This window comes from Skermanella stibiiresistens SB22 (genome assembly GCF_000576635.1).
Taxonomy (GTDB): Bacteria; Pseudomonadota; Alphaproteobacteria; order Azospirillales; family Azospirillaceae; genus Skermanella; species Skermanella stibiiresistens.
On record NZ_AVFL01000016.1, the window covers coordinates 143,547 to 168,663 of the forward strand.

The following is a 25,117-nucleotide window of genomic DNA, read 5'->3' on the forward strand; positions in this document are numbered from 1 at the left end:
CGGTTATGCATGCGACATAGTGTCGCTAGAGATAGGCCGCTTCGGTGGGGTCAACAAGACCGGCGTTTTTCCTCATTCGGGTGATTCTGCCGGGTACCGCGATGCCGCATTGCGGGATATGATGTTAGGCTGAGACAGGACGCCCGGGATGTCGACCGGCGGCCGGACCTTTCCCGCGTGGCGAACGGCGCGCCGCGCACCAAGAATTTCGAGGCAAGTTCATGGCGATCCACGTCGCACTCAACCACAAGACCTTTTACAAGTACGACCGGCTCGTGTCCCTGGGGCCGCAGACCGTCAGGCTGAGGCCAGCCCCCCATTGCAGGACGCCGATCCTCAGCTATTCGCTCAAGGTCGAGCCGAAGCAGCATTTCCTGAACTGGCAGCAGGATCCGCAGTCCAATTACCTGGCGCGTTTCGTCTTTCCGGAAAAGACCGACGTGCTGTCGATCGAGGTCGATCTGGTCGCCGAGATCTCGGTCATCAACCCGTTCGACTTCTTCCTGGAGCCCAGCGCCGAGCAGTGGCCGCTGGAATACGAGCCGTGGCTGCTGCGCGAGCTGCGGCCCTACCTGGAGACGGAGGAACTTGGGCCGAAATTGGCGGCCTGGGTCGCCTCCGTCCCGCGCGAGCCGATGCAGTCGGTCAACTTCGTGGTGGCGGTCAACCAGCGCCTCCAGCAGGAGATCGGCTATGTCATCCGGATGGAGCCCGGTATCCAGACGCCGGAGGAGACGCTGACGCTTGGTACCGGGTCATGCCGCGACAGCGCGTGGCTGATGGTCCAGATCCTCCGCAACCTGGGACTGGCCGCCCGCTTCGTGTCCGGGTACCTGATCCAGCTGACCGCCGACCAGAAGTCGATCGACGGCCCGAGCGGCACCGAGGTGGACTTCACCGACCTGCACGCCTGGACCGAGGTCTACCTGCCGGGTGCCGGATGGATCGGCCTCGACCCGACCTCCGGGCTGCTGGCCGGCGAGGGACACATCCCGCTGGCCTGTACCCCTGACGCGTCGAGCGCCGCGCCCATCACCGGCGCCGTTGACGAGTGCGAGGTTGAGTTCGGCCACGAGATGACGATCCAGCGCATCTACGAGGCGCCTCGGGTCACCAAGCCCTATACCGATACCCAATGGGGCGCCATCCAGGCGCTCGGCCACAAGATCGACCTCGAACTGACGGAGGGCGACGTCCGCCTGACGATGGGCGGCGAGCCGACCTTCGTCGCGATCGACGACATGGAGGGGTCGGAGTGGAACGCCGCCGCCGTCGGGCCGACCAAGCGGAAATACGCCGCCACCTTGCTCGACCGCCTGATGCGCCGCTTCGCGCCGGGCGGGCTGGTGCATTACGGCCAGGGCAAGTGGTATCCGGGCGAGAGCCTGCCGCGCTGGGCGCTGAGCATCTACTGGCGGCGCGACGGCGACGCGCTGTGGGCCAACTCCGACCTGCTCGGCAAGGAGACGGTGGACTACGGCTTCGGCACCGAGGAGGCCGGGCTGTTCCTGGTGACGCTGGCCAAGCGGCTGGGCATCGACGCCAGCCTGGTGCTGGCGGCCTACGAGGATCCCTGGCACTACCTGCGCAAGGAGTCGCAGCTTCCGATCAACGTCGATCCGCTGGAAAGCAAGCTGGAGGACAAGGAGGAGCGCGCGAGGCTCGCCAAGGTCTTCCAGCGCGGCCTGAACGAGCCGGTGGGATTCGCCCTGCCGATCAACCGCCGGATAGACCAGAAAGGACCGGTCTGGCTGTCCAGCACGTGGCCGCTGCGCCAGGAGCGGCTGCTGCTGGCGCCGGGCGACAGCGCGCTGGGCTATCGCCTGCCGCTGGGCTCGCTGCCCTGGGTCGACATGCGGGACTACCCGTTCTCGTGGGAGCAGGACCCGTTCGACGACCGGGCCCCCCTGCCCCCCAACACGGTGCCGCTGCGCCAGCGCACGATCGAGCCGCCGAAGCCCGAGGCGTTGCGCCGCCAAGCCTATCAGGCCATGGCGGAGGTGCGGACGGAGGTGCCGGAAGCCGGCAAGTCGGCGTGGTGGGTGGTCCGCACCGCGCTGTGCTGCGAAGCGCGCGACGGCAAGCTCTACATCTTCATGCCGCCCATGAGCATGCTGGAGGATTATCTGGCGCTGGTCTCGGAGATCGAGGCGACGGCGGTGGAACTGAACATGCCGGTGATCCTGGAGGGCTATCAGCCGCCCCGCGATCCGCGCCTCAACAGCATGGCCGTCACCCCGGACCCCGGCGTGATCGAGGTCAACATCCATCCCTCGCACACCTGGGACGAGCTGGTCCGCAACAACGTCGCCCTCTACGAGGAGGCGCGGCTGGCGCGGCTGGGGACCGAGAAGTTCATGCTGGACGGGCGGCATGTCGGCACCGGCGGTGGCAACCACGTGGTGGTCGGCGGGGCCACGCCCAACGACAGCCCGTTCCTGCGCCGGCCCGACCTGCTGCGCAGCCTGATCACCTACTGGCAGAACCACCCGTCGCTGTCCTATGTCTTCTCCGGCCTCTTCATCGGCCCGACCAGCCAAGCGCCGCGGATCGACGAGGCGCGGAACGATTCTCTATACGAGCTGGAAATCGCCTTCAATCAGATCGACCACGCCGCCGATGGTGGATTCTGCCCGCCCTGGCTGGTCGACCGGGTGCTGCGCCATCTGCTGACCGACATGCAGGGCAACACCCACCGGGCGGAGTTCTGCATCGACAAGCTGTATTCTCCGGACAGCAGCAGCGGACGGCTGGGGCTGGTCGAGTTCCGCGCCTTCGAGATGCCGCCGCACGCCCAGATGAGCCTGACGCAGCAGCTCCTGATCCGCGCCATGATCGCCCGCTTCTGGAAGACGCCCTACAAGAACAAGCTGGTGCGCTGGGGCACCGAGCTGGCCGATCGGTTCATGCTGCCGCACTTCATCCAGCAGGACCTGTCGGACGTGCTGTCCGACATGCGGCAGCATGGCTATCCGATCCAGGACGAGTGGTTCGCCCCACACGTTAACTTCCGCTTCGCGCTGTGCGGCGAAGTGGCGCATCGCGGCATGGTGATGGAGATCCGCCAAGCGCTCGAACCTTGGCACGTGCTGGGCGAGGAGCCGGGCGGCGGCGGCACGGTGCGATACGTGGACAGTTCGGTCGAACGGGTCCAGGTCAAGATCGGCGGCATGACCGGGTCGCGTCACGCCGTCGTCTGCAACGGACGCCGGGTTCCGCTCCATCCCACGGGTGTGGAGGGTGAATTCGTCGCTGGGGTGCGCTACCGGGCTTGGCAGCCGCCCTCCTGCCTGCACCCGACCATCCCGGTCCACAGCCCGCTGGTGTTCGACATCCTGGACACGTGGTCGGGCCGTTCGGTCGGCGGCTGCTCGTACCATGTCTCCCATCCCGGCGGCCGGAATCACGAGACATTCCCGGTTAACGCCCACGAGGCCGAAGGACGGCGGCTTGCCCGCTTCTTCCCATTCGGTCACACTCCGGGTCCTATGGAGACGCCGCCCGAGCGGCGGAACCTGGAGTTTCCCTTGACCCTCGACCTGCGCCTTGGCTGATATTGAAGCGTTAGCATCCGAAGAAGACCGCACCGTCACCGGACAGGGTTCCCTGTTCGGTGACGCCCACGCGCTCCACTATGGCACCGGCCCGGTCTATGACGAGATGGTCACCGGGGGTGGACGGCTGCGCGCGCACTGGCAGAAGTTCATGGGTGGCCTGGGAGCGCTCGAACCGTCGCTGATGGCCGAGCGGTGGGAGGCGGCACGCCGGCTCCTCCACCAGAACGGCGTAACCTATAACATCTACGGCGACCCGCAGGGCATGGAACGGCCCTGGCCGCTCGACATGATCCCCCTGCTTGTCCCGGCGGACGAGTGGGACGCCATCGAGGCGGGGCTGACCCAGCGCGCCTCCCTGCTCAACGCCATCCTGACCGACCTATATGGTCCCCAGGACCTGATAAGGTCCGGCCGCCTGCCGCCCTCGCTGCTGTTCTCCGACCGGGGGTTCCAGCGGGCCTGTCACGGCGCCACGCCGACCAATGGCATCTTCCTGCATCTCTACGCCGCCGATCTGGCGCGGGCGCCCGACGGGCGGTGGTGGGTGCTGGCCGACCGCACCCAGACACCCAGCGGCGCCGGATACGCGCTGGAGAACCGGGCCGTGGTCAGCCGGGTGCTGACCGACGCCTTCAAGGACTGCAATGTCCGCACGCTGGCGCCCTTCTTCACCACGCTCCGCGAGATGCTGGTCAAGCTGGCGCCCCGCCCGACCGACGACCCGCGCATCGTCCTCCTGACGCCCGGTCCCTACAACGAAACCTATTTCGAGCACGCTTATCTGGCGCGCCACCTGGGCATCACGCTGGCCGAGGGCGGCGACCTGACCGTGCGCGACCGGCAGGTGTTCCTGAAGACGCTGAGCGGGCTGGAGCCGGTCGACGTGATCCTGCGCCGCCTGGACGACGACTATTGCGACCCGCTGGAACTGCGCGCCGACAGTTCGCTGGGCGTCGCGGGGCTGGTCCAGGCGGTGCGGGCCGGCACCGTCACGGTCGCCAACGCGCTCGGCAGCGGGTTGGTGGAGTCGCTGTCGTTCAAGCCGTTCCTGCCGATGCTGTGCCGCCACCTGATGGGCGAGCAGTTGAAGCTGCCCGGTGTCGCCATGTGGTGGTGCGGGCAGGAGGAGGAACGGACCTATGTGATCGAGCACCTCGATCGTCTGGTGATCAAGCCCGCCTTCGCCCATCTCGGCTCCAACCCGGTGTTCGGATCGTCGCTGACGCGGCTGGAACGCCAGGAGATGGTCGCCAACATAAAAGCCCGGCCGGGCGATTTCATCGGCCAGGAGCAGCTGGGCCTCTCGACCGTGCCGACCTGGATCGACGGCGGGTTGCAGCCCCGCCCACTGGTGATGCGGGTCTATCTGGCCGCCAAGCCCGGTGGCGGATACACGGTGATGCCCGGCGGCCTGACCCGGATGTCGGCGACTCCCGGCCGGCTGATCGTCTCGATGCAGCACGGGGGTGGCAGCAAGGACACCTGGGTACTGGCCAAGGGCCCCGCCGAGGGGCGGGCGGCGGCGCCGCGCGTCCAAGGCGTTCCATCCGAGGTCCGCAACACGGCGCCGCGCACCGTGGCGTCCCGTGATGTCGAGTTCAAATCACAAAGCGGCGACCTGCCGTCGCGGGTCGCGGACGGACTGTTCTGGCTGGGGCGCTACGCCGAGCGGTCGGAAAGCACGCTGAGGATCCTGCGCGGGGTCTACACCCGGCTGTCCGACGGAACGCGGCCTGGCGCCGGCGACGAGCTGGTGCCGCTGATGCGGCTGATGGACTGGAGCGGCATGGTGCCCCGTGATCTCGCCGACATGGCGGAACGGGGGACGGGACGCGGCTTGCGCCAGGCGCTCCAGGGCGCCGTGTTCGATGGCGGCCATCCCAACAGCCTGCGCGCCAACATCCAGCGCCTGCACCGCACGGCGGCCGGCGTCCGCGACCGGCTCTCGCTCGACATGTGGCGGGTGATCTCGCAGTTGGATCGGCAGTGCGAACCGGCGCCGGCGCGGGCGCGGATCGACACCGCCATGCTGCTGCGGCTGGATGACATGATCACCACGCTGGCGGCGTTGGCCGGCCTGGAGCAGGAGAGCATGACGCGCGGTCCGGGCTGGCGATTCCTCGACATCGGCAGGCGCCTGGAGCGCGGCATCAACTGCGTCGCGCTGATGCGCGGCTCCCGGATCAGCGACGGCGCGTCTGACGAGGCCGCCGTGCTGGAGATCCTGCTGGAACTGGGCGAGAGCTTCATGACCTACCGGGAGCGCTATTACACGACCGCGCAGCGCACGCCGGTGCTGTACCTGCTGCTGTGCGACGAGTCGAACCCGCGCGCGCTGGCCTATCAGCTGTCCCATCTGGCGCGCCATCTGGCGGCGCTGCCGCGTCCGCCGGTGGTCAACCTGCGGGTCAACCAGAGCCCGATCACGGCGGCGATCCGCCTGATCGAGGACACGCGCGAGATGCTGCGCGAACCCGACATCATCCGCGACCGCTTCGCGCTGCGCGGCGCGCTCAATAGTCTGGCCGACCGGCTGCCGGAAATCTCCAACCTGTTGGCCCATGCCTATTTCAGCCATGCCTTCTCCCGCCCCGCCTGACCCCGTCACCGCGGCGGAGTCGCCCGACCTTCCCGAGCCGACGCCGGATGCGCCGGCCGTCACCGAGGCCGCGCCAGAAACCGCGGCGGAGGCGGAGCTTGACGCTGGGGCGGAGCTTGAAGCGGGCGCGGAGCCCGAGGTTGAGGCCGGGAAGCCGACCGCCGCGGCGGCGATGCGCTACCGGACAAGGCACACCACCAGCTATCACTATGGTGACGGCGTATCGGTGTCGCAGCACATCGTCCACCTGCTCCCGCGCGAGCATCTGCGGCAAACCTGCTCGTCCATCAGCCTGACGATCAAACCGGAACCGGCGGTGCGGAACGCCTGGACGGATTATTTCGGCAACCCGTCCGAATACTTCGCGGTCCAGGCTCCCCATCGGTCCCTGGTCATCGAGTCGGTCATCGAATTGGAGGTGAAGCCGCCGACCGGGCTGGACGCGGCCGCCTCGCCCACATGGGAGAAGGTCCGCGACACCGCCCGAGCGCCGCGCGGCCTGGAGGCGATCGAGGCCAACGAGTTCCTGTTCGACAGCGTCATGGTCAAGGCGTCGGCCGATCTGGCGGCCTACGCGGCGCCCTCGTTCCCGGCGGATCGTCCCGTGGCCGAAGCGGCGCTCGATCTGATGCACAGGATATACGAGGACTTCACCTTCGATTCGACCGCGACCTCAGTCGCGACGCCCCTGGCCGAGGTGCTGGCCCACAAACGCGGTGTTTGCCAGGATTTCGCCCATCTCGGTGTCGGCTGCCTGCGCTCGCTTGGACTGCCCGGCCGCTATGTCAGCGGCTATCTGCGGACATACCCGCCGCCGGGCCGCGAGCGGCTGATCGGCGCCGACGCGTCGCATGCCTGGTTCTCGGTCTGGTGCGGCGCCGAGGTAGGTTGGGTCGATCTCGACCCGACCAACGACAAGCCGGCCGACACGGACTACATCACGCTCGCGTGGGGTCGCGATTATGACGATGTCAGTCCCGTCAGAGGCGTGATTCTGGGTGGCTGGGGCCACTCCCTGGATGTGGAGGTGGATGTAGAGCCGCTGTCCGATTGAAAAACCCTACCAATGTAGGGCTTATTTTAGTATAATCCCGCAAAATAGACCAAGGCCTTGCGGGCGAAGGCGTGAAACAAAAACTCTCCAAACTCCTGGTCCAGATCGCCGACAAAACTTTGGCGAACATCGATGGCGACATCTCCCTGGCGCAGGTTCACGACCTGATCGAACCGAGGAGACACTCGCCGGTGATCCAACGGCGGCGCGCCGCGCTGATCGTCTCGCGAGCCCGGATCGTCGCGGGGGTCTTCTCGATCCTGACTCCGATCTGGATCGCCATCGACATGTATCTGTTCGCTTGGCCGCAGTGGGGTTATCTCGCCGCGCTCCGGATCACCGCCAGCATCGCCTTCGGCACTCTGGCGCTGTGGTACAAGGGTGGTGACGGCATCAGGCACGCCTGGACGGCGCTGGGCTGGCTGCTGTCGGTGCCCACCCTGTTCTTCATCGCGTCGCATCCGATGGTCAACGAGTTCGACCCCACCAGCGCGGCGGCGGCCATCGCGGCGGGCTACGCGTTCCTGCCCTTCGTCATGTGCGCCGGGCTCAGCGTCTTCCCGATCACCGCGATCGAGGGGGTGGTCTTCGCGACGCCGCTGCTGCTCGCCCATCTGACCGCCGGTGTCTACGGCTCGGCGATCTTCCCGTTCAATTCCTATCTCGGCGCCATGTGGCTTCTGCTGCTGCTCTCGTCGGTCGCGACGCTGGCGGCGATGAGCCAGCTTCACTTCCTGATGGCGCTGGTCAGCCAGTCCTCGCACGACAAGCTCACCGGCGCCTATGCCCGCCGGATCGGCGAGGAAATGCTGAATCTCCAGTTCGGCAACGCGCGGCGCAACCAGCGCCCGTTGTCGCTGGTCTTCATCGACCTGGATGATTTCAAGAAGGTCAACGATCGCTTCGGCCACGAGGGGGGCGACCGGGTGCTGCGCGACGCGGCCCAAGCCTTGCTGACCGGCCTGCGGCAGGGCGATTTGGTGATCCGCTGGGGTGGGGAGGAGTTCCTGGTCGTGATGCCGGATACCGACACCCCCGGCGCCTTATCGGCGCTGAGGCGCCTGCGGTCGTTCGGCCTGGGAATGCGACCCGATGGCAAGCCTCAAACCGCCAGCATCGGAGTCGCCGAAGCCCTGGCGGAAGATCCCCTGACAGCCGACCATCTGGTGGAAATCGCGGACCATCGGATGTACGTGGCCAAACAAGCGGGAAAAGACCGCGTCTGCAGTGGTGAGCAGGCGTCGATCGAGGAGAAGTTGGAAGCCCTGGAAGCGGTGTGAGCAGGCGGCCGAGGATCGCGGCCCGATAAAGCGGCCCGATGACGCTGAGGGGCCGCCGCGCCTATTGCGCGGCGGCTTGCTGTACGATCCGGTTCTGCTCGCGAGTCTTGAGGAACTGCACCTTGGGGAAGTCCTCCTGGGTGCGGTTCATGTGCCACGTGTTGCGCGACAGGAAGACCAGCGCACCGTCGTGGTCCTCGGCGAGATTGGCGCGGTTCGAGTCGACGAACCGCTTCATCTCGACCGGGTCCTCGCATTCGATCCACCGGGCGGCGTCGACCGACGCTGTTTCGAAACGGGCGGCGATGCCGTATTCCGCCTCTATCCGCGCGGCCAAGACCTCGAACTGAAGCTGACCGACCACGCCAACCAGCCAATCCGAGCCCAGCATTGGCTTGAAGACTTGGCTGGCCCCCTCCTCCGCGAAATGCTCCAGCGCCTTCCGCAGATGCTTGACCCGCATGGGATCATCCAGCCGCACGCGCTGCAGAAGTTCCGGCGCGAAACTCGGCACGCCGGTGAACCGCAGATCCTCACCCTCGGTCAGCGTGTCGCCGATCCGAAGCGAGCCATGGTTCGGGATGCCGATGATGTCGCCCGGCCAGGCGTCCTCCGCCAGTTCCCGGTCGCGCGCCAGGAATAGGACGGCGTTGTTGACGGCGAGCAGCTTGCCCGACCGCATGTGCTTCAGCTTGACGCCGCGGCGGAAATGGCCGGAGCACAGACGGAAGAAGGCGATGCGGTCGCGGTGGTTCGGGTCCATGTTGGCTTGGACCTTGAACACGAAGCCGGTAACCTTCGGCTCGTCCGGCTCGACCATCCGTCCGTCGGCCGGCTGCGGCCGCGGCGGCGGGGCAAGTTCGCCCAGGCCCTTCAACAGTTCCTGAACGCCGAAATTATTGATGGCGCTGCCGAAGAACACCGGCGTCAGGTGGCCGGCGCGGTAGGATTCGAGATCGAATTCCGGGCACAAGCCGCGCGCCATCTCGACCTCCTCGCGGAGGGTCGCGACGGCGTGGGCCGGCAGCAACTCGTCCAGCTTGGGATCGTCCAAGCCCTCGCACTTGACGCCCTGGCTCGCGACATCGCCCTGACGCTTGTCCATCAGGATCAATTGGTCGCGCAACAGATCGTAGCAGCCCAGGAAGTCCCGGCCCGATCCGATCGGCCAACTGGCCGGCGTCACGTCGATCGCCAGCGTCTCCTCGATCTCGCTGATCAACTCGAACGGATCGCGGGCCTCGCGGTCCATCTTGTTGACGAACGTGATGATCGGAACGTCGCGCAGTCGGCAGACCTCGAACAGCTTGCGGGTCTGGGTCTCAATGCCCTTGGCGGCGTCGATCACCATGACGGCGCTGTCGACGGCTGTCAGCGTGCGGTAGGTGTCTTCGGAAAAATCCTCGTGGCCTGGCGTGTCCACCAGGTTGAAGGTCCGGTCGTCGTAGTCGAAGTTCATCACGGAGGCGGTCACCGAAATGCCGCGCTCGCGCTCCACCTTCATCCAATCCGACCGGGCGCGCCGTTGCTCGCCACGCGCCTTGACGGCGCCGGCGAGCTGGATCGCACCACCGAACAGCAACAGCTTTTCGGTCAGGGTCGTCTTACCGGCGTCGGGGTGCGCGATGATCGCGAACGTCCGGCGCCGGGAGACGGCATCCTGCAGATCACTCATGAGATGCCTCTCCTGGCTTACCAACCGTACCGGATCGTCCTACCAGCCTTAGCTGGCCGACGAGTACCCGCGACGGCCGCCACCAGCCGAATGGTCGCGGTCGCGACGCACCGGGTTGTAGCCGCCGCGCTCGCCATGCGGACGATCGCCACCGGCGTTGCGGTGCTCGGCGTGCGGCCGGTCACCGTGACCGCCACGCTCGGCATGGCCATGCGCGCGCTCACCCGGAGCGCCGTCCGGACGGCGTTGGCCGCCGAAGCCGCCGCGGCCGCCCGGAGCGCCGGCACCCTGGCCGCCACCACGATACGGACGCTTGGCGTAGCCGCCGGGAGCGCTGGCGCCACGCGGACGCTCGGTCGGCTCGAGGCCGGCGATGACATGGTTGGTCAGCGGCTTGCCGATGAAGTGCTCAATCGCCTTGACCTGCTTCCAATCGTTCCGGGTGAAGAACGAGAAGGCGTTGCCGGTGGCGCCGGCCCGGCCGGTGCGGCCGATCCGGTGGACGTAATCCTCCGCGATCTTCGGCAGGTCGAAGTTGATGACCTGCGTGATGTCGGAGATGTCGATGCCCCGCGCGGCCACGTCGGTCGCGATCAGCAGGCGGATGCGGCCGCGGCGCAGGTCTTCGATCGTGCGGTTGCGCTGATGCTGCTTCATGTCGCCATGAAGCGCGCCGGCGGCGTGACCCTTGGCGCAAAGCTCCTCCGCCAGACGATCGGCGTCGCGCTTGGTCGCGGCGAAGACGATGGTCTTGCCAGCGGCGTCGGCGGTGACGAGATGGTCGAGCAGGCGATGCTTGTGGCCCAGGTCGTCGGCGCGCAGCAGACGCTGGTCGATCGTGTCATGGCTGACGTTGCGGCCAGCGATGTCGATCCGCTCCGGGTTCTTCAGCAGGCGGGCGGCCAGACGCTCCATCGGACCATCGCAGGTCGCGGTGAACATCAGGGTCTGGCGGGTCGCCGGGCAGGCGGCGGCGATCTGCTCGACCGGCTCGATGAAGCCCATGTCCAGCATGCGGTCGGCTTCGTCCAGGACGAGCAGTTCCAGGCCCGACAGGTTGACGCGGCCGCGCTCCAGATGGTCGATCAGACGGCCCGGAGTGGCGACGATCAGGTCGACGCGCCGCTCGAGCATGCGGAGCTGCTCGCGGTACGGCATGCCGCCCAGGATCACGCCGGTCTGGACCCGGTCGAACTTGGAATACTTGCGGACGGCGTCCAGGATCTGGGTCGCCAGTTCACGGGTGGGCGACAGCACCAGGACGCGGGGTCCGAAGCTGCCGGCCGGGCGCGGCGTCTTCAGCTTCTGAAGGGCCGGAAGAACGAACGCGGCGGTCTTGCCGGTTCCGGTATTGGCCGACGCGACCAGATCCCGACCACTCAGCGCCAGGGGAATAGCCTTCTCCTGGATTGGCGTGGGCTCGTTGTAGCCAGCGGCTTCAACGGCCTGAAGGAGGGTCGGGTGCAGGTCGAGCTCAGCGAAAGTCATGGTCAAAAACGTAATCCTCGATACGTGCGTCCACAGAGCGGAGGCACATGCCACCACTTTGGGACAAGACAAAAGCGGCGCTCCCGTCGGCGTATCCGGCGGGGAGGCGTCGCGCGCAACGAGCGGCTGCTTTCGGAGAATGAGGGAGCGGGGCGATCGGGCGAAAAGTCGCGGCCGATGGTCCAGCAATACAATATCCGCAAGGCACGAGGGGCCGAAATGCGGATACGGCACCATGCCGACCGTCGGGGGCCCAAGCCACTCAACACGGGTGTAGATAGCACCTTTTCCGGAAATTACCAGAGGCGATTTCAATGTTACGCCCCCTGCGGCATGCTGTCATGGCAGGGTTGCGCGCCCAGGCTATCCGAAAAGCGAAAGCCCGCCCGCGGTGGTTGACACCGCGGGCGGGCTTGCTCACCCCAACGAAATGCGGCACCCCTTGGACGCGGAGCGCCGGGGGTGTCGCGCTCAGTCCTCCGGCAGGACCGGGACGGCGTCCCAGATGTCCTTGGCGTATTCGCCGATGGTCCGGTCGCTGGAGAACCAGCCCATCGACGCCGTGTTGATCACCGCCTTGCGGGTCCACTGGTCGGCGTTGCGGTACAGGTCGGCGACCGCCTCGTGCGCCTCGCGGTAAGCTTGGAAATCGGCGGTGACGAGGAACGGATCGCCGCCGTCGGTCAAGGCCTGGATCAGCGGGCGATACCGGTGGGGATCATCCGGCGAGAAGACGCCGCTGGCGATCATGTCCAGTGCCCGCTTGAGCGGCGGGTTCGCCGCGATGACGTCACGCGCGTTGTAATTGCCGTGGCGCAGCGAGCCGGCCTCCTCGGCGTTGAGACCGAAGATGAAGATGTTCTCGGGGCCGACGGCCTCGCGGATCTCCACGTTGGCGCCGTCCAGCGTGCCGATCGTCAGCGCGCCGTTCAGCGCCAGCTTCATGTTGCCGGTGCCCGACGCCTCCATGCCCGCCGTCGAGATCTGCTCCGACAGGTCGGCCGCCGGCATGATCACCTCGGCCAGGGTGACGTTGTAGTTCGGCAGCAGGGCGATCTTCAGCAGGCCGCGGACGGACGGATCCTGGTTGACCACCTTGGCGACGTCGTTGATCAGCTTCAGGGTCAGCTTCGCCATGTGATATGAGGGAGCCGCCTTGCCGGCGAAGATCTTGGTGACGGGCACCCAGTTGACCGTCTGGCTGTCGCGCATGTCGTTGTACAGCGCGATCGTCTGAAGCACGTTCAGAAGCTGGCGCTTGTATTCGTGGATGCGCTTGACCTGGACGTCGAACATGCTGTCGACGGAGATCTCGATGTTGAGTTCCCGGCCGATAAGCGCCGCCAGACGCTTCTTGTTCTGCCGCTTGGCCCGGCGGAACTCCTCGCGGAAGACCTCGTCCTCGGCGCGGGGCTTCAGGGCCTCCAACTCCTCCAGGTTCCGGATCCAGCCGCTGCCGATCCGGCTGGTGATCAGGTCTGACAGGGGCTTGTTGGACTGGTGCAGCCAGCGGCGCGGCGTGATGCCGTTGGTCTTGTTGTTGATGCGGTCCGGGAATTCCTTGTGCAGGTCCGCGAACACGGTCTGCTTCATCAGTTCGGTGTGCAGGCCGGCGACGCCGTTGACCTTGTGGCTGCCGATGAACGCCAAGTTGCCCATCCGCACCCTGCGATCGCCGTTCTCGTCGATCAGCGAGACGCGCGACAGGGTGCCGCTGTCGACGGTCTTGCGGGCCTGGATCTTCTGGAGGAAGCGGCCATTGATCTCGTAGATGATCTGCATGTGCCGCGGCAGGACACGCTCGATCAGCCGCACCGGCCACGCCTCCAGCGCTTCCGGCAACAGGGTGTGGTTGGTGTAGGAGAAGGTGCGCTGGGTGATGTCCCAGGCGTGGTCCCAGTTGAGCGCGTGCTTATCGACCAGCAGACGCATCAGCTCGGCGATGCCGATGGCGGGATGCGTGTCGTTGATCTGGATCGCCGCCTTGGCCGGCAGCTCGTCGAAGCCGCTGTGGTGCTGGGTGTAGCGGCGCAGGATGTCCTGCAGCGAGGCGCTGGTGAAGAAGTATTCCTGCTTGAAGCGCAACTCGCGGCCGGCGTCGGTCGCGTCGTTCGGGTACAGCACGCGGCTGAGGTTCTCGGACAGGATCTTCTGCTCGACGGCCTTCATGTAGTCGCCGTCGTTGAAATGCCCGAAATGGAAGTCGGCGGTCGCCCGCGCCGACCAGAGCCGGAGCGTGTTGATGGTCTTGCCGCCATAGCCGACGACCGGGGTGTCGAACGCCATCGCGAGCACGCGCTCGGTATCGACCCACTTGTAGGCGCGCTCGCCCATGCTGTCGCGGGTCTCCTCGACCCGGCCGTAGAACTCGATCGGGTACAGCACCTCGGGACGCGGGAACTCCCACGGATTGCCGAACTGGAGCCAGTGCTCCGGATGCTCCACCTGCCAGCCGTGCTCGAACCGCTGCTCGAACAGGCCGAACTCGTAGCGGATGCCATAGCCATAGCCGGGGAGACCCAGCGTCGCCATGCTGTCCAGGAAGCAGGCGGCCAGACGGCCCAGGCCGCCATTGCCCAGCGCCGCGTCGGGCTCGACGTCGACGATGTCGTCCAGGCGCATGCCCAATCCGTCCAGCGCCTCGCCGACCTCGCGCATCACGCCCAGGTTGGCGAGGCTGTTGGTCATCAGGCGGCCGATCAGGAACTCGAGCGAGAGGTAGTACACCCGCTTGGCGTCGGCTTGATAATAGTTCCGGGTCGTCTCCATCCAGCGGTCGACAAGGCGATCCCGCACGGCGAACGCCGAAGTGGTGAACCAGTCGCGGCGGGTCGCCGAACGACTGTCCTTACCAACCGTGTAAACCAAGCCCTCGAGGAAGGATCGCTTGAAGGCTTCGGTGTCCAGGCCCCGGTGTTCCAGGTTTCGCGGATTGTAGCGTGCGTCCATGGATACGCGACTTTCTGCTGCAAACTTCATGAATCGGACCGCGCGTCGGTGTTGTCGCGCGAATGACTACCCGTGTACCGCTATTTCAGTTAAGACTTCCTAAGCGTTGCTATCCGGATCTATGCGCCCGGTTATTTTCGCCGCATCTTCCCTGTCGCCGGGAAGGGAGTAGGATGGAGGGGCCACCGGGTTGCCATTGGGCCGCCGGTGTCCATCCCGAAGGGCAAGATGCAGGACGATACCACGGATACAACAGTAGTTCAGCAAAACGGGCCGGCAAAGAGGATCAGACGCGCTACCGTTTCGGATATCACGGCGCTTTTGGAGGTCGAGAACCGCTCCTTCGAGCAGGATCGCTTGACGCGGCGCAACCTCAACTATCTGCTCAAGCGTGGCAATGCCGTTTGTCTTTTGGAAAGCCATGCCACGGCCACGCCCGGCATTCCCTCCGAACGCGTCGCCGGCTACGTGCTGCTGCTGTTCAACGCCGGAACCTCGCTGGCGCGGCTCTACTCCTTCGCGGTCGATCCCGACTTCCGGCGCCAGGGCGTCGCCCAGCGCCTGCTGGACGAGGCCGAGCGCGAGGCGAGGGACCACGAATGCGTCTATCTCCGTCTGGAGGTGCGGCGCGACAACGAGGCGGCGATCTCGCTCTACCGGCGCTCGGGGTTCCGCGAGTTCGGTATCTACCGGGACTACTACGCCGACCACATGGAGGCGCTGCGCCTGGAGAAGCGCCTGACCAACGCGGCCGGACCGCGGGGCATCAAGGTGCCCTATTATGAACAAACATTGGATTTCACCTGTGGTCCATCGGCCCTGATGATGGCGATGAAGGCCCTGGACCCGGCGCTGGACCTGAACCGCGCGCTGGAACTGCGGATCTGGCGGGAGTCCACCACCATCTTCATGACCTCGGGCCATGGCGGCTGCGGTCCATACGGGCTGGCGCTGTCGGCGTGGCGGCGCGGTTTCGAGGTTGAACTGATCCTCAACGACGACCGCGCGCTGTTCCTGGACAGCGTCCGGAGCGAGGAGAAGAAGGAGGTGCTGAGGCTGGTCCAGGAGGACATGCAGAAGGACATCGCGGAGACCGACATCACGGTCAGCTATCGGGCGTTCGGCGCCGGTGAACTGACCGAGTTGCTGGCGTCCGGGGCGATCCCGGTGGTGCTGATCAGCTCCTACCGGATCTACCGCGAGAAGTTTCCGCACTGGGTCGTCGTCGCCGGCTGCGACGAGCGGTTCTATTATGTCCACGATCCCCTGGTCGAGACGGCCAAGCACACCAGCGACACCGATCGCGTCAACATGCCGATCCTCAAGAAGGACTTCGAGCGCATGGCCCGCTACGGCAAGGCGCAGTTGAAGGCCATGGTCGTCCTACGCTCCCGGCGGCAAGGCTCCGTCCGGGGTCACAATCGCCAGGATATTCATTGAATGTCGTCCCACCTGATCATCGTCGACAAAGCCTCCACCTTCAAATTCGACCGCTCCGACCTGGAGATCATCACCACCAAGGACTACATCGCCCGACCGGAGACGATCCGGACGCGGGCACCCAAGATCGTCAACCTCAGCCGCGCCTACAGCTATCTGGGCGCCGGCTACTACTGCTCGCTGCTGGCGGAGGCGCGGTCGCACAAGGTGATCCCGTCGGTCAAGACGATCCTCGATCTCAGCCAGAAGAGCATCTACCGCTTCGCGCTGCCCGAGCTGGAGGAACTCCTGCGCCGGCGGGCCAAGCGCATGGCGCAGCCGCCGGAAGCCTCGTTCACCCTGTACAGCTTCTTCGGCAGCGCCGACGACCGCCGGTTCCAGGACCTGACGCGGCGCGCCTTCGACGTGTTCCGCTGCCCGATGCTGAAGATCCAGATCCGCCTGAAGGACGACTGGCACATCCATTCGCTCCAGCCGCTGGCGCTGGACGACCTCCGGCCCGACCAGGAGGATCACTTCCGCGCCGCGCTGGACGCCTACACCAAGGCCACGTGGCGCGAACCGACCGAGAAGGCCCCACCCCGCTACACCATGGCGCTGCTGCACGACCCGAAGGACGAGCTGCCGCCCAGCAGCGCCAAGACACTCCAGAAGTTCATCAAGGCCGGCGAGGGCCTGGGCATCGCGATCGACCTCATCGAGAAGAAGGACTATCTGCGGCTGGCGGAATATGACGCGCTGTTCATCCGCGACACCACCGCCCTGGACGACCACACCTACCGCTTCGCCAAAAAGGCGGAGAAGGAGGGGATGGCGGTGATCGACGACCCCAACTCGATCCTGAAATGCACCAACAAGGTCTACTTGGCCGAACTGCTCCGGGCCAACAAGGTGCCGGCACCCAAGACCATCATCGTGGACAAGGCCAAGGTCGCCACGATCGAGCGGGACATCCCCTACCCCATCGTCCTGAAGATCCCGGACGGCTCGTTCTCGCGCGGGGTCTACAAGGTGCAGAACCGGGGCGAGCTGGAGGCGACCGCCGCGACGCTGTTCGAGCAATCCGATGTGATCCTGGCACAGGAGTTCATGTACACGGAATTCGACTGGCGGGTTGGCGTGCTGAACCGGCAGCCGATCTTCGTCTGCCAATACTTGATGGCGAAGAAACACTGGCAAATCGTCAAGCATGGCAGCGATGGCCGGTTCGAGCAGGGGTCGTTCAAGACGATGCTGGTGGACGAGGCGCCGCGCGCCGTGGTGGAGATCGCGGTCAAGGCGGCGGGCCTGATCGGTAACGGTCTTTATGGAGTTGATCTGAAGCAGAACGACCGTGGGATCTTCGTCATCGAGATCAATGACAACCCCAATATTGATACAGGCGTTGAGGATCTCAGATTAAAGGATGAATTATATAAAATTATCATTCGCGAGTTCATACGACGTTTGGACGGCAGGTCAAACGGGGAAGCCGGACGCGGCTGATCGATATACCGCTTAGTTGCACTTTCAAGACTTATTTCTTTGTAGGTCCCGATTGGAACATTCGTAAACGGCTTGCGTTGAAATCGCACAACACCGGAGCAACCGGCCGGCACCCAGATAAGGTGCCACCTGGACACGCTCCGGATCGATGAGGCGCCCGACACCGATGCCGACCGTGACCGTATGGACTGTTCACGAAGTGACCGAGAATACGGAACCGACCGACGCGCTCCCACCGGCGCGGAGTCCGGGGAGGGCCGGCTGCCACCGGCACTCCAAGGTGGATCTCCCGCCGACGAGCGGAAGGAGACGTTCTCCACCAACCAAGACCCGGTGAGATATCGAAGCGGTTTGGACTTGCCAGTCCCTCCCGCCCAGACCTCACCCACTCCCGATCGCTTGAGGGTGTGGCGCCATTTCCCCGGAGCCGCCCTCGAAGAACAAGAGACCACTGGAGCGCACTATGGCTTACTCGTTCGACATGGAACTAGTCAACTGCATTCCCAATCTGCAGCGTTACGCATGTAAGCTTACCCGGGACGCGTCGAGCGCCGAGGACCTGACCCAAGACTGCCTCGCGCGCGCCCTGTCCCGCTCCCACCGCTTCGAGCCGGGCACCAACATGCAGGCGTGGCTCACCACCATGCTGAAGAACCTCCACTTCAACAATCTGCAGCGCGACAAGCATGTGACCAAGGTGGAACTTTGGGATCACGCCATGTCGGTCGAACCGTCCCAGCTTTCCCGCCTCGTGTTCCGCGACGTCGACCGCGCCTTCGATAGCTTGACACCCTGCCAGCGGAAGGTCGTCCGGTTGGTCGCGATCGAAGGTAGGCCCTACCAGGAAGCCGCCGAGAAGTTGAACGTTTCCATCGGGACCATCCGGTCACGCTTGTGCCGGGCCCGCGAACGGCTCAACACCCTGATGGCCGCCTGACCCCGGCCTCGCGCGGGAACAGGCTCCAGTGGACTCCAGGTGCCGATGACCGGAGGCGCGCCCGCCGCGCCTCCGGTCCCAAGCTTCCGGTAGGAACAAGGAGAGGGGCAATCTTGTTTAGCACCCGACGCCACGATTGCTGCCGGTTCAACCCTTTTTCATGCTTGCCGGGAGGTCGCGATCCGCTAACCCGTTGCGGATATCCGGTTGTTTAGCGTAAATGGCATGAAAGTGCTCGACCGTCTCAAGAGTGCCCACGGATCACAGGAGACCGCCTGCTTCGGTTTGTTCCCGTTGCGGGGTGAACCGCCCCTAGTAGCGCCGGGATGTACATCAATGAAGCGACTGACGATGAGCGACATCAACGCCTATCTTGATGGCGCGCTGAACGACGAGGAGAAGAAGGAGGTGGAGTTGGTCATCAAGACCGATGTCGAGGCCGCCGCCCTGCTCCAGCAATATCGTCAGCATGTTCAGGAACTTCACCGCATCTATGACGGCGTCTTGAACGAGCCGGTTCCCGAGAGGATGCTTGATCTACTTCGCCGCCGCCGATCCGAGTCCGACTGATCCGACGTTCGCCGGCCTAGGGCAAATCATGGGTCCGACCATCCGCGCGGAGGAACCCGCGCTGGCGCGCCGCGTTGTTGTTCCTTGATCCACCACCCAGGAACGACAGGCGCCTTGAATGCCGTTGCCGCCAAAGAAGAAAGAACGCCGGGAACTGATCGGCCCCGTCCTGCATTTCCGGGGCGTCCAAGGTGACCGCTGGCGGATCTCCGCCCTATTCGTCCTCACGGGAGCCGCCGAACCGCCCGACATGGAGGTGGACGGCGTGTTGCTTCCCGCTCCCGCTCGACACATCGCGACACTCGATGACCGGCATGTCTGGCGCTGGGAGTTCGCCGTTCCTCGTGCTGCCGCCGAGAGCCGCGTCGGCTTCGGGTTCGCTGGCGGTGACCACTGGTACATGACGGTGCCGGGGACCGACGAGGCACCCAGGATCGCCTATACGGCGTGCAATGGCACTGAGGACGAATCAGTCTTCAGCCAAGGCAATCCCCCCCGCAACGCGCGCTGGGGCGACCTCAACGCCCGGCACCGCTCCCTGCCTTTCCATCTGCTGCTCCATGGCGGCGACCAGCTCTACGCCGACGCCGTTTGGACGGACTGTCCAACCCTGGAGGCCTGGCGATCCCTGTCGTCGCAGGACCAGCTGGAGGCACCCTTCACCGAGGAGATGGCGGGGCAAGCCGAGAGGTTCTACTTCGACCTGTATTGTCGCCAATGGAGTCAGGCCGAGGCGGCGGCCCTGCTCTCCACCGTGCCCTCCATCATGATGTGGGATGATCACGACATCTTCGACGGGTGGGGCTCGCATCCGGACGACCAACGGAACTGCGCCGTGTTCCAGGGACTCCACGATGTGGCGCGGCGCGCTTTCGCCTTGTTCCAACTGGGCTGCGCGGTGGAGGATCCCGCCGACTGCGTCTGGGGCGCCGCCACCGGCACCTTCACCCAGGGGTTCCGGATCGGAAATCTCGGTATCTTCGCGCCCGACCTACGGACGGAACGTAGTCAGAGCCGCGTGATGGGCGAGGACACCTGGGGTTTGCTGCCGGGCTGGCTGGATCGATTCACCGGGTGCGACCACCTGCTGTTCATGTCGAGCGTGCCGATGGTGTTCGCCAACCTCCACATGGTCGAACGCCTGGTCAACCTGCTGCCCGGCCAAGCGTCGATGGAGGACGATCTGCGCGACCAATGGCGCAGCTACGTCCATGAAAAGGAGTACCATCGCCTTATCACGCTACTGGGAGACATCGCCCGGGAGCGCGGCATGCGGATCACCTTCCTCTCGGGTGAGATCCATCTGGGCGCCTGTGGTGTGATCCGCGGCTCCGGCTACGATCTTTGGCAGCTGACATCGTCCGGCATCGTGCATCCCGCCCCGTCCAAGCTCTACGCGGGGATCCTCGAACGCCTCAGCCGGGGACGGGAGACGATCGCCACGGGGACGACATTGGAAATGCTCCCCTTCCCCGAAACCGGACGGCGCTATATCAGGGCCCGCAACTGGCTCGCGCTTCACTTCGATGAGGATCGGCGGCTGAACGCGCGGTGGCACGTGGAAGGCGCCGCGGAAGCCCTGACCCGCGTCGTCCAGGTCTAGAGGGTCTAAGCCGGGAGAGTCTAAGCCGGGAGGCGCGCCGCGAAAACCAAACCGGGGACCGGCTGGCCCTTTTCCCAGCGGGGCACGGCGTCCTCCATCACGATGATCTCCAACCCGGCCTCCACCGCCATGCGTCTGAGATAGGCCGGGCTATGGGCGAACCGGCGCGATGGGCCCAAGGCGAAGCCGTCGCCGTCGCACCGCTCCGTCGAGGCGCAGAACAGGCCACCCGGCTTCAACGCGGCGGCGGCGGCGATCATGACCGGGCCGAGTTCCCCCACATAGACGAGGACATCGGCCGCGATGACGAGATCCCAGGCGTGGGCCTCGCGCGCGAGGACAGCCGTCAACTCGCCGACCTGGAGATCGTCGTAGACGCCGCGGCGCCGGGCCTTCTCCACCATGCGCGGGGCCAGATCGGAGCCATGCAGGCGCCCCGCCATCGACCGGAAGGCGACGCCCGCCAGCCCCGTGCCACAACCGACATCGAGCACGTCCAAGCCGGCGGCGTCCGCGCCGAGGAGTTGGTCGACCATGGCGCGCAGTGTCTGGGGCGCCTGATACTTGAGTCGGATCGTGAGATCCTCGTCGAACCGCTCGGCATACCGATCGAACAGGGCGCGGACATAGGCCTGCGACATCGTCTCGGTCGTATCGCCCTCCACGCTGGCGATCAGGACGGCCACGCCGCGCCGATCGTCGGGGTCGGCGTCGAGACAGCGGCGCCACGCGCCGAGCGCCTTGTCCCGCTCTCCCAGGTCGAGCCACGCCTTGCCGAGCGTGAACACCCCCGCGGCGTAATCGGGTAGACGGCGCAGAATGGGCTGGAGCGTCTCGACGGCGGCGAGCGGATCGCCGGAGACCACCAGCGCCTCGGCCAGTTCGACGGCGGTATCCGGGTCGCCGGCATCCAGGAACAAAGCCTCGCGGAAATTATCGAGGGCTTCCAGGGGTTGCCCGACGGCGACGCGCAACCGAGCCATCGCCCTGTGCGCCGCCGCGCTGTCAGGCCGCCGCTCCAGCAGTTCCCGCCACACCTCGATCGCCGCGTCGGCGTCGCCCGAGCGGACCAGCGCGTCGGACAGGCTGACCCGCCATTCCATGCGACCCTGTTCGATCGCCAGCGCGGCGCGGAAGGCCTCGGCCGCCTCGGCCCAGCGACCGGCGTCGGCGAGCAGGTCGGCCAAGGCCCCGCGCGCGTCAGCGGCCAGCGGATCGATATCCAATGCCGCACGGAAGCTGGCCTCAGCCGTGGCGGCGTCGCCAGCGTCCCGAAAGGCGAGTCCCGACGCCAGCGCCATCTCGACGGCCGTGACGATGGCGACATCGATGTCGCCCTGAGCAAGCTGATCGGGCAAGATTGGTAAACCCATGAAAGGCCAGGAGCCATGTATCCAAATGGATATGCCGCACATTCACCGATGGGTCAATCCGGCTTTTTCACCACCACTATTTAGCTTTGATTCCATCGCGGCTTGTGCGGCCCGGTTTCTCCCGCTTTACGGGTCCGAGTTACATAGGAGTTGACGTTTCGAGGAAAATCTGTGAAACATCCTTACGAATGCCGCGTGTCGCATTCGAAACTCAAGCCAGGAGGCGGTCGCCGTACCGGTATCGGCGGCCGGTGAATAAATCCGTGCAAGGGGCACGGTGCCAGCGCGCAAGCTGGTGCGACGAGGGGGAAGATGGACAATGCGGGCACTTGGCCGGCTATCGAGCATCCGGTGCATGGGTCTTTTCGCCACCATGATGGCGGCGGGACTGAGCTTCATCCCCTTGGGCACGGCGCGAGCGGACAGTTGCACCGGTCATGTCCTTGAAGCGGAACAGGAACTCGGCATTCCCCGGGGGTTGCTCCTGTCGATCGCCTTGGTCGAAAGCGGCCAGGATGGCATTCCCCAACCTTTCGCGATGAACCTGGACGGCAAATCCGTCTATTCCGACACGGCTGACGAAGCCAAGGGCCACCTGATCGACCGGCAAGGGCGGGTACGCCAAAACGCCACCGTCGGCTGCATGCAGCTCTCCGTCCAGCATCACCGGGCCAATTTCCGCCCGGTCGAGCGCATCCTCGACCCCGCCGCCAATGTTTGGTACGCCGCCCGCTACCTCAAGCGCCTGCGCGCCGACAGCGGCAGCTGGAGCGTGGCCGTCGCCCGGTACAATGGTGGCAGCCGGTCGCAGCAGCGCGACTACACCTGCAAGATCCACCAGAACCTGGAAAGCCTCGACCGGAACAGCGCCGCCTTGCTGGATGGCGCCCGCTGCGCCCGCCAGGGCGATCCCGCCATCGCTCCGGAGACGCGCCGTGCCTTCCGCCGCGCCCAGGTCGCCGACCAAGGCTAGGCAGGTCCGCCCATCGAGGGCGGCCGGTTCTAAAAGGCTAGTCTGGCGTCGCTCCAGGCGCTAGATGATCGTCCCATGAACTACCGCCACATCTACCACGCGGGCAGCTTCACCGATGTGATGAAGCACGCCGTCGTCGCCATGATCCTGAGCCGGCTCGGCTCCAAGGAAACTCCCTATTGCGTGCTCGACACCCATGCCGGGATCGGGCGCTACGACCTGACCTCGGCGCAAGCAAGCAAGACCGGTGAGCACCTGGGTGGCATCACCCGCGTCATGGCTGGAGCGGAGACGTTGCCGGCGGCACTGGAGCCCTACCTCAAAGCGATCCGCGATCTCAACCTAGGGTCAGGCGGTGCTTTGCGCTGGTATCCGGGTTCGCCGAGGTTGGCCCGGATGCTGATGCGCCCGTCCGACCGCCTGCTGCTGGCGGAGTTGCACCCCGAGGATGTCGAAACCTTGCGGGCGGAGTTCTCGCGCGACCGCAACACCAGCGTCCAGCACATCGATGGCTATCGCGCCATCAGGGCCCATCTACCGCTCAAGGAGCGGCGGGGCTTGGTGCTGATCGATCCACCCTTCGAGGTGACCGACGAGTTCGAGCGGATGGCCGACGCGCTGCTGATGGGCCATGGCAAATGGCCCACCGGCATCTTCGCGCTATGGTACCCGATCAAGGAACGACCCGCCGTGTGGCGCTTCCATGAGGCGATCGAACGGTCCGGCATCCGCAAGGTGCTGATCGCCGAACTGACGGTCCACGATGAGGACACGCATATGCGGCTCAACGGCTGCGGCATGCTGATCGTCAACCCGCCTTGGCAACTCGACAAGGATCTGGAGACGGTGCTGCCGGCGCTCCACGCGGCGCTGGGCGCCCGCGCCGGTGGCGGCAAGATCGAGTGGCTGGTGCCGGAATAAGGCGCGCACGGCAAAACGCCGGGGCTCCCAGCGGAACCCCGGCGCTCGCCAGTCCGGACGAAGGTAAGCGGGTTGTCAGGCGCTCTTGAGCACCTGTTGCTTGACCTGCCCATTGATGCGCTTGGCGGCGTCGTTGGCGACGCGGGCCGTCACTTCGGATACCTTGACGCTGCTGTTGAGCAGAAGCTCGACCTCGGCGTTGACCAGATCGCTCTGGGCGGCGATGAGATCCTGCATAGTCCGGGCGCGCATGATCGTGTTCATGCCGTCGATGTTACGCTGCATGGCCGACTGGGAGTAGCTGACCCACTCGCGCATCACCGATTGGAAACCCTCGGCGAGGACGGAACTGGCCTGCATCATGACTTCCAGGTTCTGCTGGGCGCGCTTGCCGACTTCCTCGGAAGCCTTGGCCTGCATGCTGAAAACCTGGCCGAGCCGCTGGGTTGACTGGTCGGCGACCTGACGGGCGGCGCCAGCGGCCTCCTCGGTCATCTTGGTGACGGTCTCGGTCGTCTTGGCGGCGACTTGCTTGCCGACTTCCAGACCACGCTTGGTGTTCTCAGCACCCTGATCGACCGCCTTCTGGGTGGCCTCGGCTGCCTTGTCCGCGGTCTTCTCGGTCACGTCGGCTGCGTCGCGGGCGACCTTCTTGCCGGTATCGGCGGCCTCGTTGGCGGCGGCGCGGGTGGTCTTCACAGCATCCTCACCAGCGTCCTTCACGGTGCGAGTGGTGGTGGTGTCCTTATCGGTCGCCATCGTGTTCTCCTCAGCTATCGCTTCCGGTCCGAGCCTCGGCCCCGACACGGTATTAACGCTTTATTAACTTCACTTGTCGCGCACCTATACCACGATAACGCACATGCAGCAAAGTAAGTTTCCGTGAAAGTTTTTTAATCGGCAAAACACAGCATTTAATATTTATCCTAGTTGCGGCGCACACAAACAATCACATGCACCTTTCGTACAGTTCCATTGCACTTAGGGGAGGGATTCCAAGCGTTAGCGTGTGCGGGATGGAAACAAAAACCTGCGGTCTTCTTGACAGAAACACTTTAGCAAGCGTCCTAATGAATTCGATAATCTGGATAAGGAATCAAAAGGAGGCGGTGGCCAGGACCACCGCCTCCTTTCGAATGAAGGATATGCCCCTCGATCGCCCTCAGCCCTTGCCCTTGATCAGGGCGCCGATCTCGCCGACGATGCCGCGGCG

16 protein-coding genes are annotated in these 25,117 nt (G+C 65.4%); 11 read left to right on the plus strand and 5 right to left on the minus strand.

Annotated elements, in window-relative coordinates:
* The first annotated feature begins 221 nt into the window (after positions 1-221).
* The 4 genes from N825_RS20865 to N825_RS20880 all read left to right on the plus strand — a co-directional run bounded on the left by N825_RS20865 (position 222) and on the right by N825_RS20880 (position 8,490).
* Entirely contained in the window at positions 222-3,554 is a 3,333-nt protein-coding gene (locus N825_RS20865; protein WP_037456412.1) for a transglutaminase family protein, read from the plus strand.
* On the plus strand, positions 3,547-6,156 hold the full coding sequence (locus tag N825_RS20870; RefSeq protein WP_245613182.1) for a circularly permuted type 2 ATP-grasp protein: 2,610 nt from the start codon (positions 3,547-3,549) through the stop codon (positions 6,154-6,156). Before N825_RS20865 ends, N825_RS20870 begins: the two co-directional genes overlap by 8 nt.
* Positions 6,134-7,210, plus strand: a complete 1,077-nt coding sequence (locus N825_RS20875; RefSeq protein ID WP_245613183.1) for a transglutaminase family protein — start codon at positions 6,134-6,136, stop codon at positions 7,208-7,210. The genes N825_RS20870 and N825_RS20875 overlap by 23 nt, the downstream gene beginning before the upstream one ends.
* Positions 7,211-7,281: 71 nt before the next feature.
* On the plus strand, positions 7,282-8,490 hold the full coding sequence (locus tag N825_RS20880; RefSeq protein WP_037456415.1) for a GGDEF domain-containing protein: 1,209 nt from the start codon (positions 7,282-7,284) through the stop codon (positions 8,488-8,490).
* 61 nt (positions 8,491-8,551) lie between these two features.
* Here the strand turns inward: N825_RS20880 and N825_RS20885 are convergent, their stop codons facing one another.
* From N825_RS20885 to N825_RS20895, 3 genes are all read right to left on the minus strand, one after another.
* Positions 8,552-10,165 (minus strand): peptide chain release factor 3, encoded by a 1,614-nt coding sequence (locus tag N825_RS20885; protein WP_037456418.1) that lies wholly within the window; start codon positions 10,163-10,165, stop codon positions 8,552-8,554.
* Between the two features lie 48 nt (positions 10,166-10,213).
* On the minus strand, positions 10,214-11,653 hold the full coding sequence (locus tag N825_RS20890; protein ID WP_063833890.1) for a DEAD/DEAH box helicase: 1,440 nt from the start codon (positions 11,651-11,653) through the stop codon (positions 10,214-10,216).
* A gap of 471 nt (positions 11,654-12,124) precedes the next feature.
* The gene (locus N825_RS20895) at positions 12,125-14,602 is read right to left on the minus strand and encodes a glycogen/starch/alpha-glucan phosphorylase (protein WP_037456420.1); all 2,478 of its coding nucleotides are present in this window, start codon (positions 14,600-14,602) and stop codon (positions 12,125-12,127) included.
* Between the two features lie 357 nt (positions 14,603-14,959).
* On the opposite strand from N825_RS20895, the gene N825_RS20900 reads away from it, so the two are divergent.
* The 5 genes from N825_RS20900 (at position 14,960) to N825_RS20920 (ending at position 20,637) form a co-directional block, all read left to right on the plus strand.
* Positions 14,960-16,042 (plus strand): GNAT family N-acetyltransferase/peptidase C39 family protein, encoded by a 1,083-nt coding sequence (locus N825_RS20900; RefSeq protein ID WP_245613184.1) that lies wholly within the window; start codon positions 14,960-14,962, stop codon positions 16,040-16,042.
* Entirely contained in the window at positions 16,043-17,527 is a 1,485-nt protein-coding gene (locus N825_RS20905) for a RimK family protein (RefSeq protein WP_037456421.1), read from the plus strand. It abuts the gene before it with no gap.
* Positions 17,528-17,990: 463 nt separating this feature from the next.
* Positions 17,991-18,464 carry a sigma-70 family RNA polymerase sigma factor gene (locus N825_RS20910; protein ID WP_037456424.1) on the plus strand — a complete coding sequence of 158 codons (474 nt, stop codon included), beginning with the start codon at positions 17,991-17,993 and terminating at the stop codon, positions 18,462-18,464.
* Between the two features lie 336 nt (positions 18,465-18,800).
* Positions 18,801-19,034: an anti-sigma factor family protein gene (locus tag N825_RS20915; RefSeq protein WP_037456427.1), complete on the plus strand. Its 234-nt coding sequence runs from the start codon at positions 18,801-18,803 to the stop codon at positions 19,032-19,034.
* A gap of 118 nt (positions 19,035-19,152) precedes the next feature.
* On the plus strand, positions 19,153-20,637 hold the full coding sequence (locus N825_RS20920) for an alkaline phosphatase D family protein (protein WP_037456431.1): 1,485 nt from the start codon (positions 19,153-19,155) through the stop codon (positions 20,635-20,637).
* A gap of 20 nt (positions 20,638-20,657) precedes the next feature.
* On the opposite strand, the gene N825_RS38030 is transcribed toward N825_RS20920, so the two are convergent.
* Entirely contained in the window at positions 20,658-21,995 is a 1,338-nt protein-coding gene (locus N825_RS38030) for a tetratricopeptide repeat protein (RefSeq protein ID WP_051512694.1), read from the minus strand.
* A gap of 334 nt (positions 21,996-22,329) precedes the next feature.
* On the opposite strand from N825_RS38030, the gene N825_RS20930 reads away from it, so the two are divergent.
* Both N825_RS20930 and N825_RS20935 read left to right on the plus strand, forming a co-directional pair.
* On the plus strand, positions 22,330-22,983 hold the full coding sequence (locus N825_RS20930; protein WP_084164929.1) for a transglycosylase SLT domain-containing protein: 654 nt from the start codon (positions 22,330-22,332) through the stop codon (positions 22,981-22,983).
* A 75-nt stretch (positions 22,984-23,058) separates the two neighbouring features.
* The gene (locus N825_RS20935) at positions 23,059-23,904 is read left to right on the plus strand and encodes a 23S rRNA (adenine(2030)-N(6))-methyltransferase RlmJ (RefSeq protein ID WP_037456434.1); all 846 of its coding nucleotides are present in this window, start codon (positions 23,059-23,061) and stop codon (positions 23,902-23,904) included.
* 75 nt (positions 23,905-23,979) lie between these two features.
* Here the strand turns inward: N825_RS20935 and N825_RS36750 are convergent, their stop codons facing one another.
* The gene (locus tag N825_RS36750) at positions 23,980-24,663 is read right to left on the minus strand and encodes a phasin family protein (RefSeq protein ID WP_051512696.1); all 684 of its coding nucleotides are present in this window, start codon (positions 24,661-24,663) and stop codon (positions 23,980-23,982) included.
* Positions 24,664-25,117 lie beyond the last annotated feature (454 nt).

Coding starts and splice junctions, on each gene's coding strand:
- N825_RS20890 (WP_063833890.1), bottom strand. CDS start 11,653: ATGACTTTCGCTGAGCTCGACCTGCACCCGACCCTCCTTCAGGCCGTT.
- N825_RS20920 (WP_037456431.1), top strand. CDS start 19,153: ATGCCGTTGCCGCCAAAGAAGAAAGAACGCCGGGAACTGATCGGCCCC.
- N825_RS20885 (WP_037456418.1), bottom strand. CDS start 10,165: ATGAGTGATCTGCAGGATGCCGTCTCCCGGCGCCGGACGTTCGCGATC.
- N825_RS20930 (WP_084164929.1), top strand. CDS start 22,330: ATGCGGGCACTTGGCCGGCTATCGAGCATCCGGTGCATGGGTCTTTTC.
- N825_RS20935 (WP_037456434.1), top strand. CDS start 23,059: ATGAACTACCGCCACATCTACCACGCGGGCAGCTTCACCGATGTGATG.
- N825_RS20910 (WP_037456424.1), top strand. CDS start 17,991: ATGGCTTACTCGTTCGACATGGAACTAGTCAACTGCATTCCCAATCTG.
- N825_RS20865 (WP_037456412.1), top strand. CDS start 222: ATGGCGATCCACGTCGCACTCAACCACAAGACCTTTTACAAGTACGAC.
- N825_RS20875 (WP_245613183.1), top strand. CDS start 6,134: ATGCCTTCTCCCGCCCCGCCTGACCCCGTCACCGCGGCGGAGTCGCCC.
- N825_RS36750 (WP_051512696.1), bottom strand. CDS start 24,663: ATGGCGACCGATAAGGACACCACCACCACTCGCACCGTGAAGGACGCT.
- N825_RS20905 (WP_037456421.1), top strand. CDS start 16,043: ATGTCGTCCCACCTGATCATCGTCGACAAAGCCTCCACCTTCAAATTC.
- N825_RS20915 (WP_037456427.1), top strand. CDS start 18,801: ATGAAGCGACTGACGATGAGCGACATCAACGCCTATCTTGATGGCGCG.
- N825_RS20895 (WP_037456420.1), bottom strand. CDS start 14,602: ATGGACGCACGCTACAATCCGCGAAACCTGGAACACCGGGGCCTGGAC.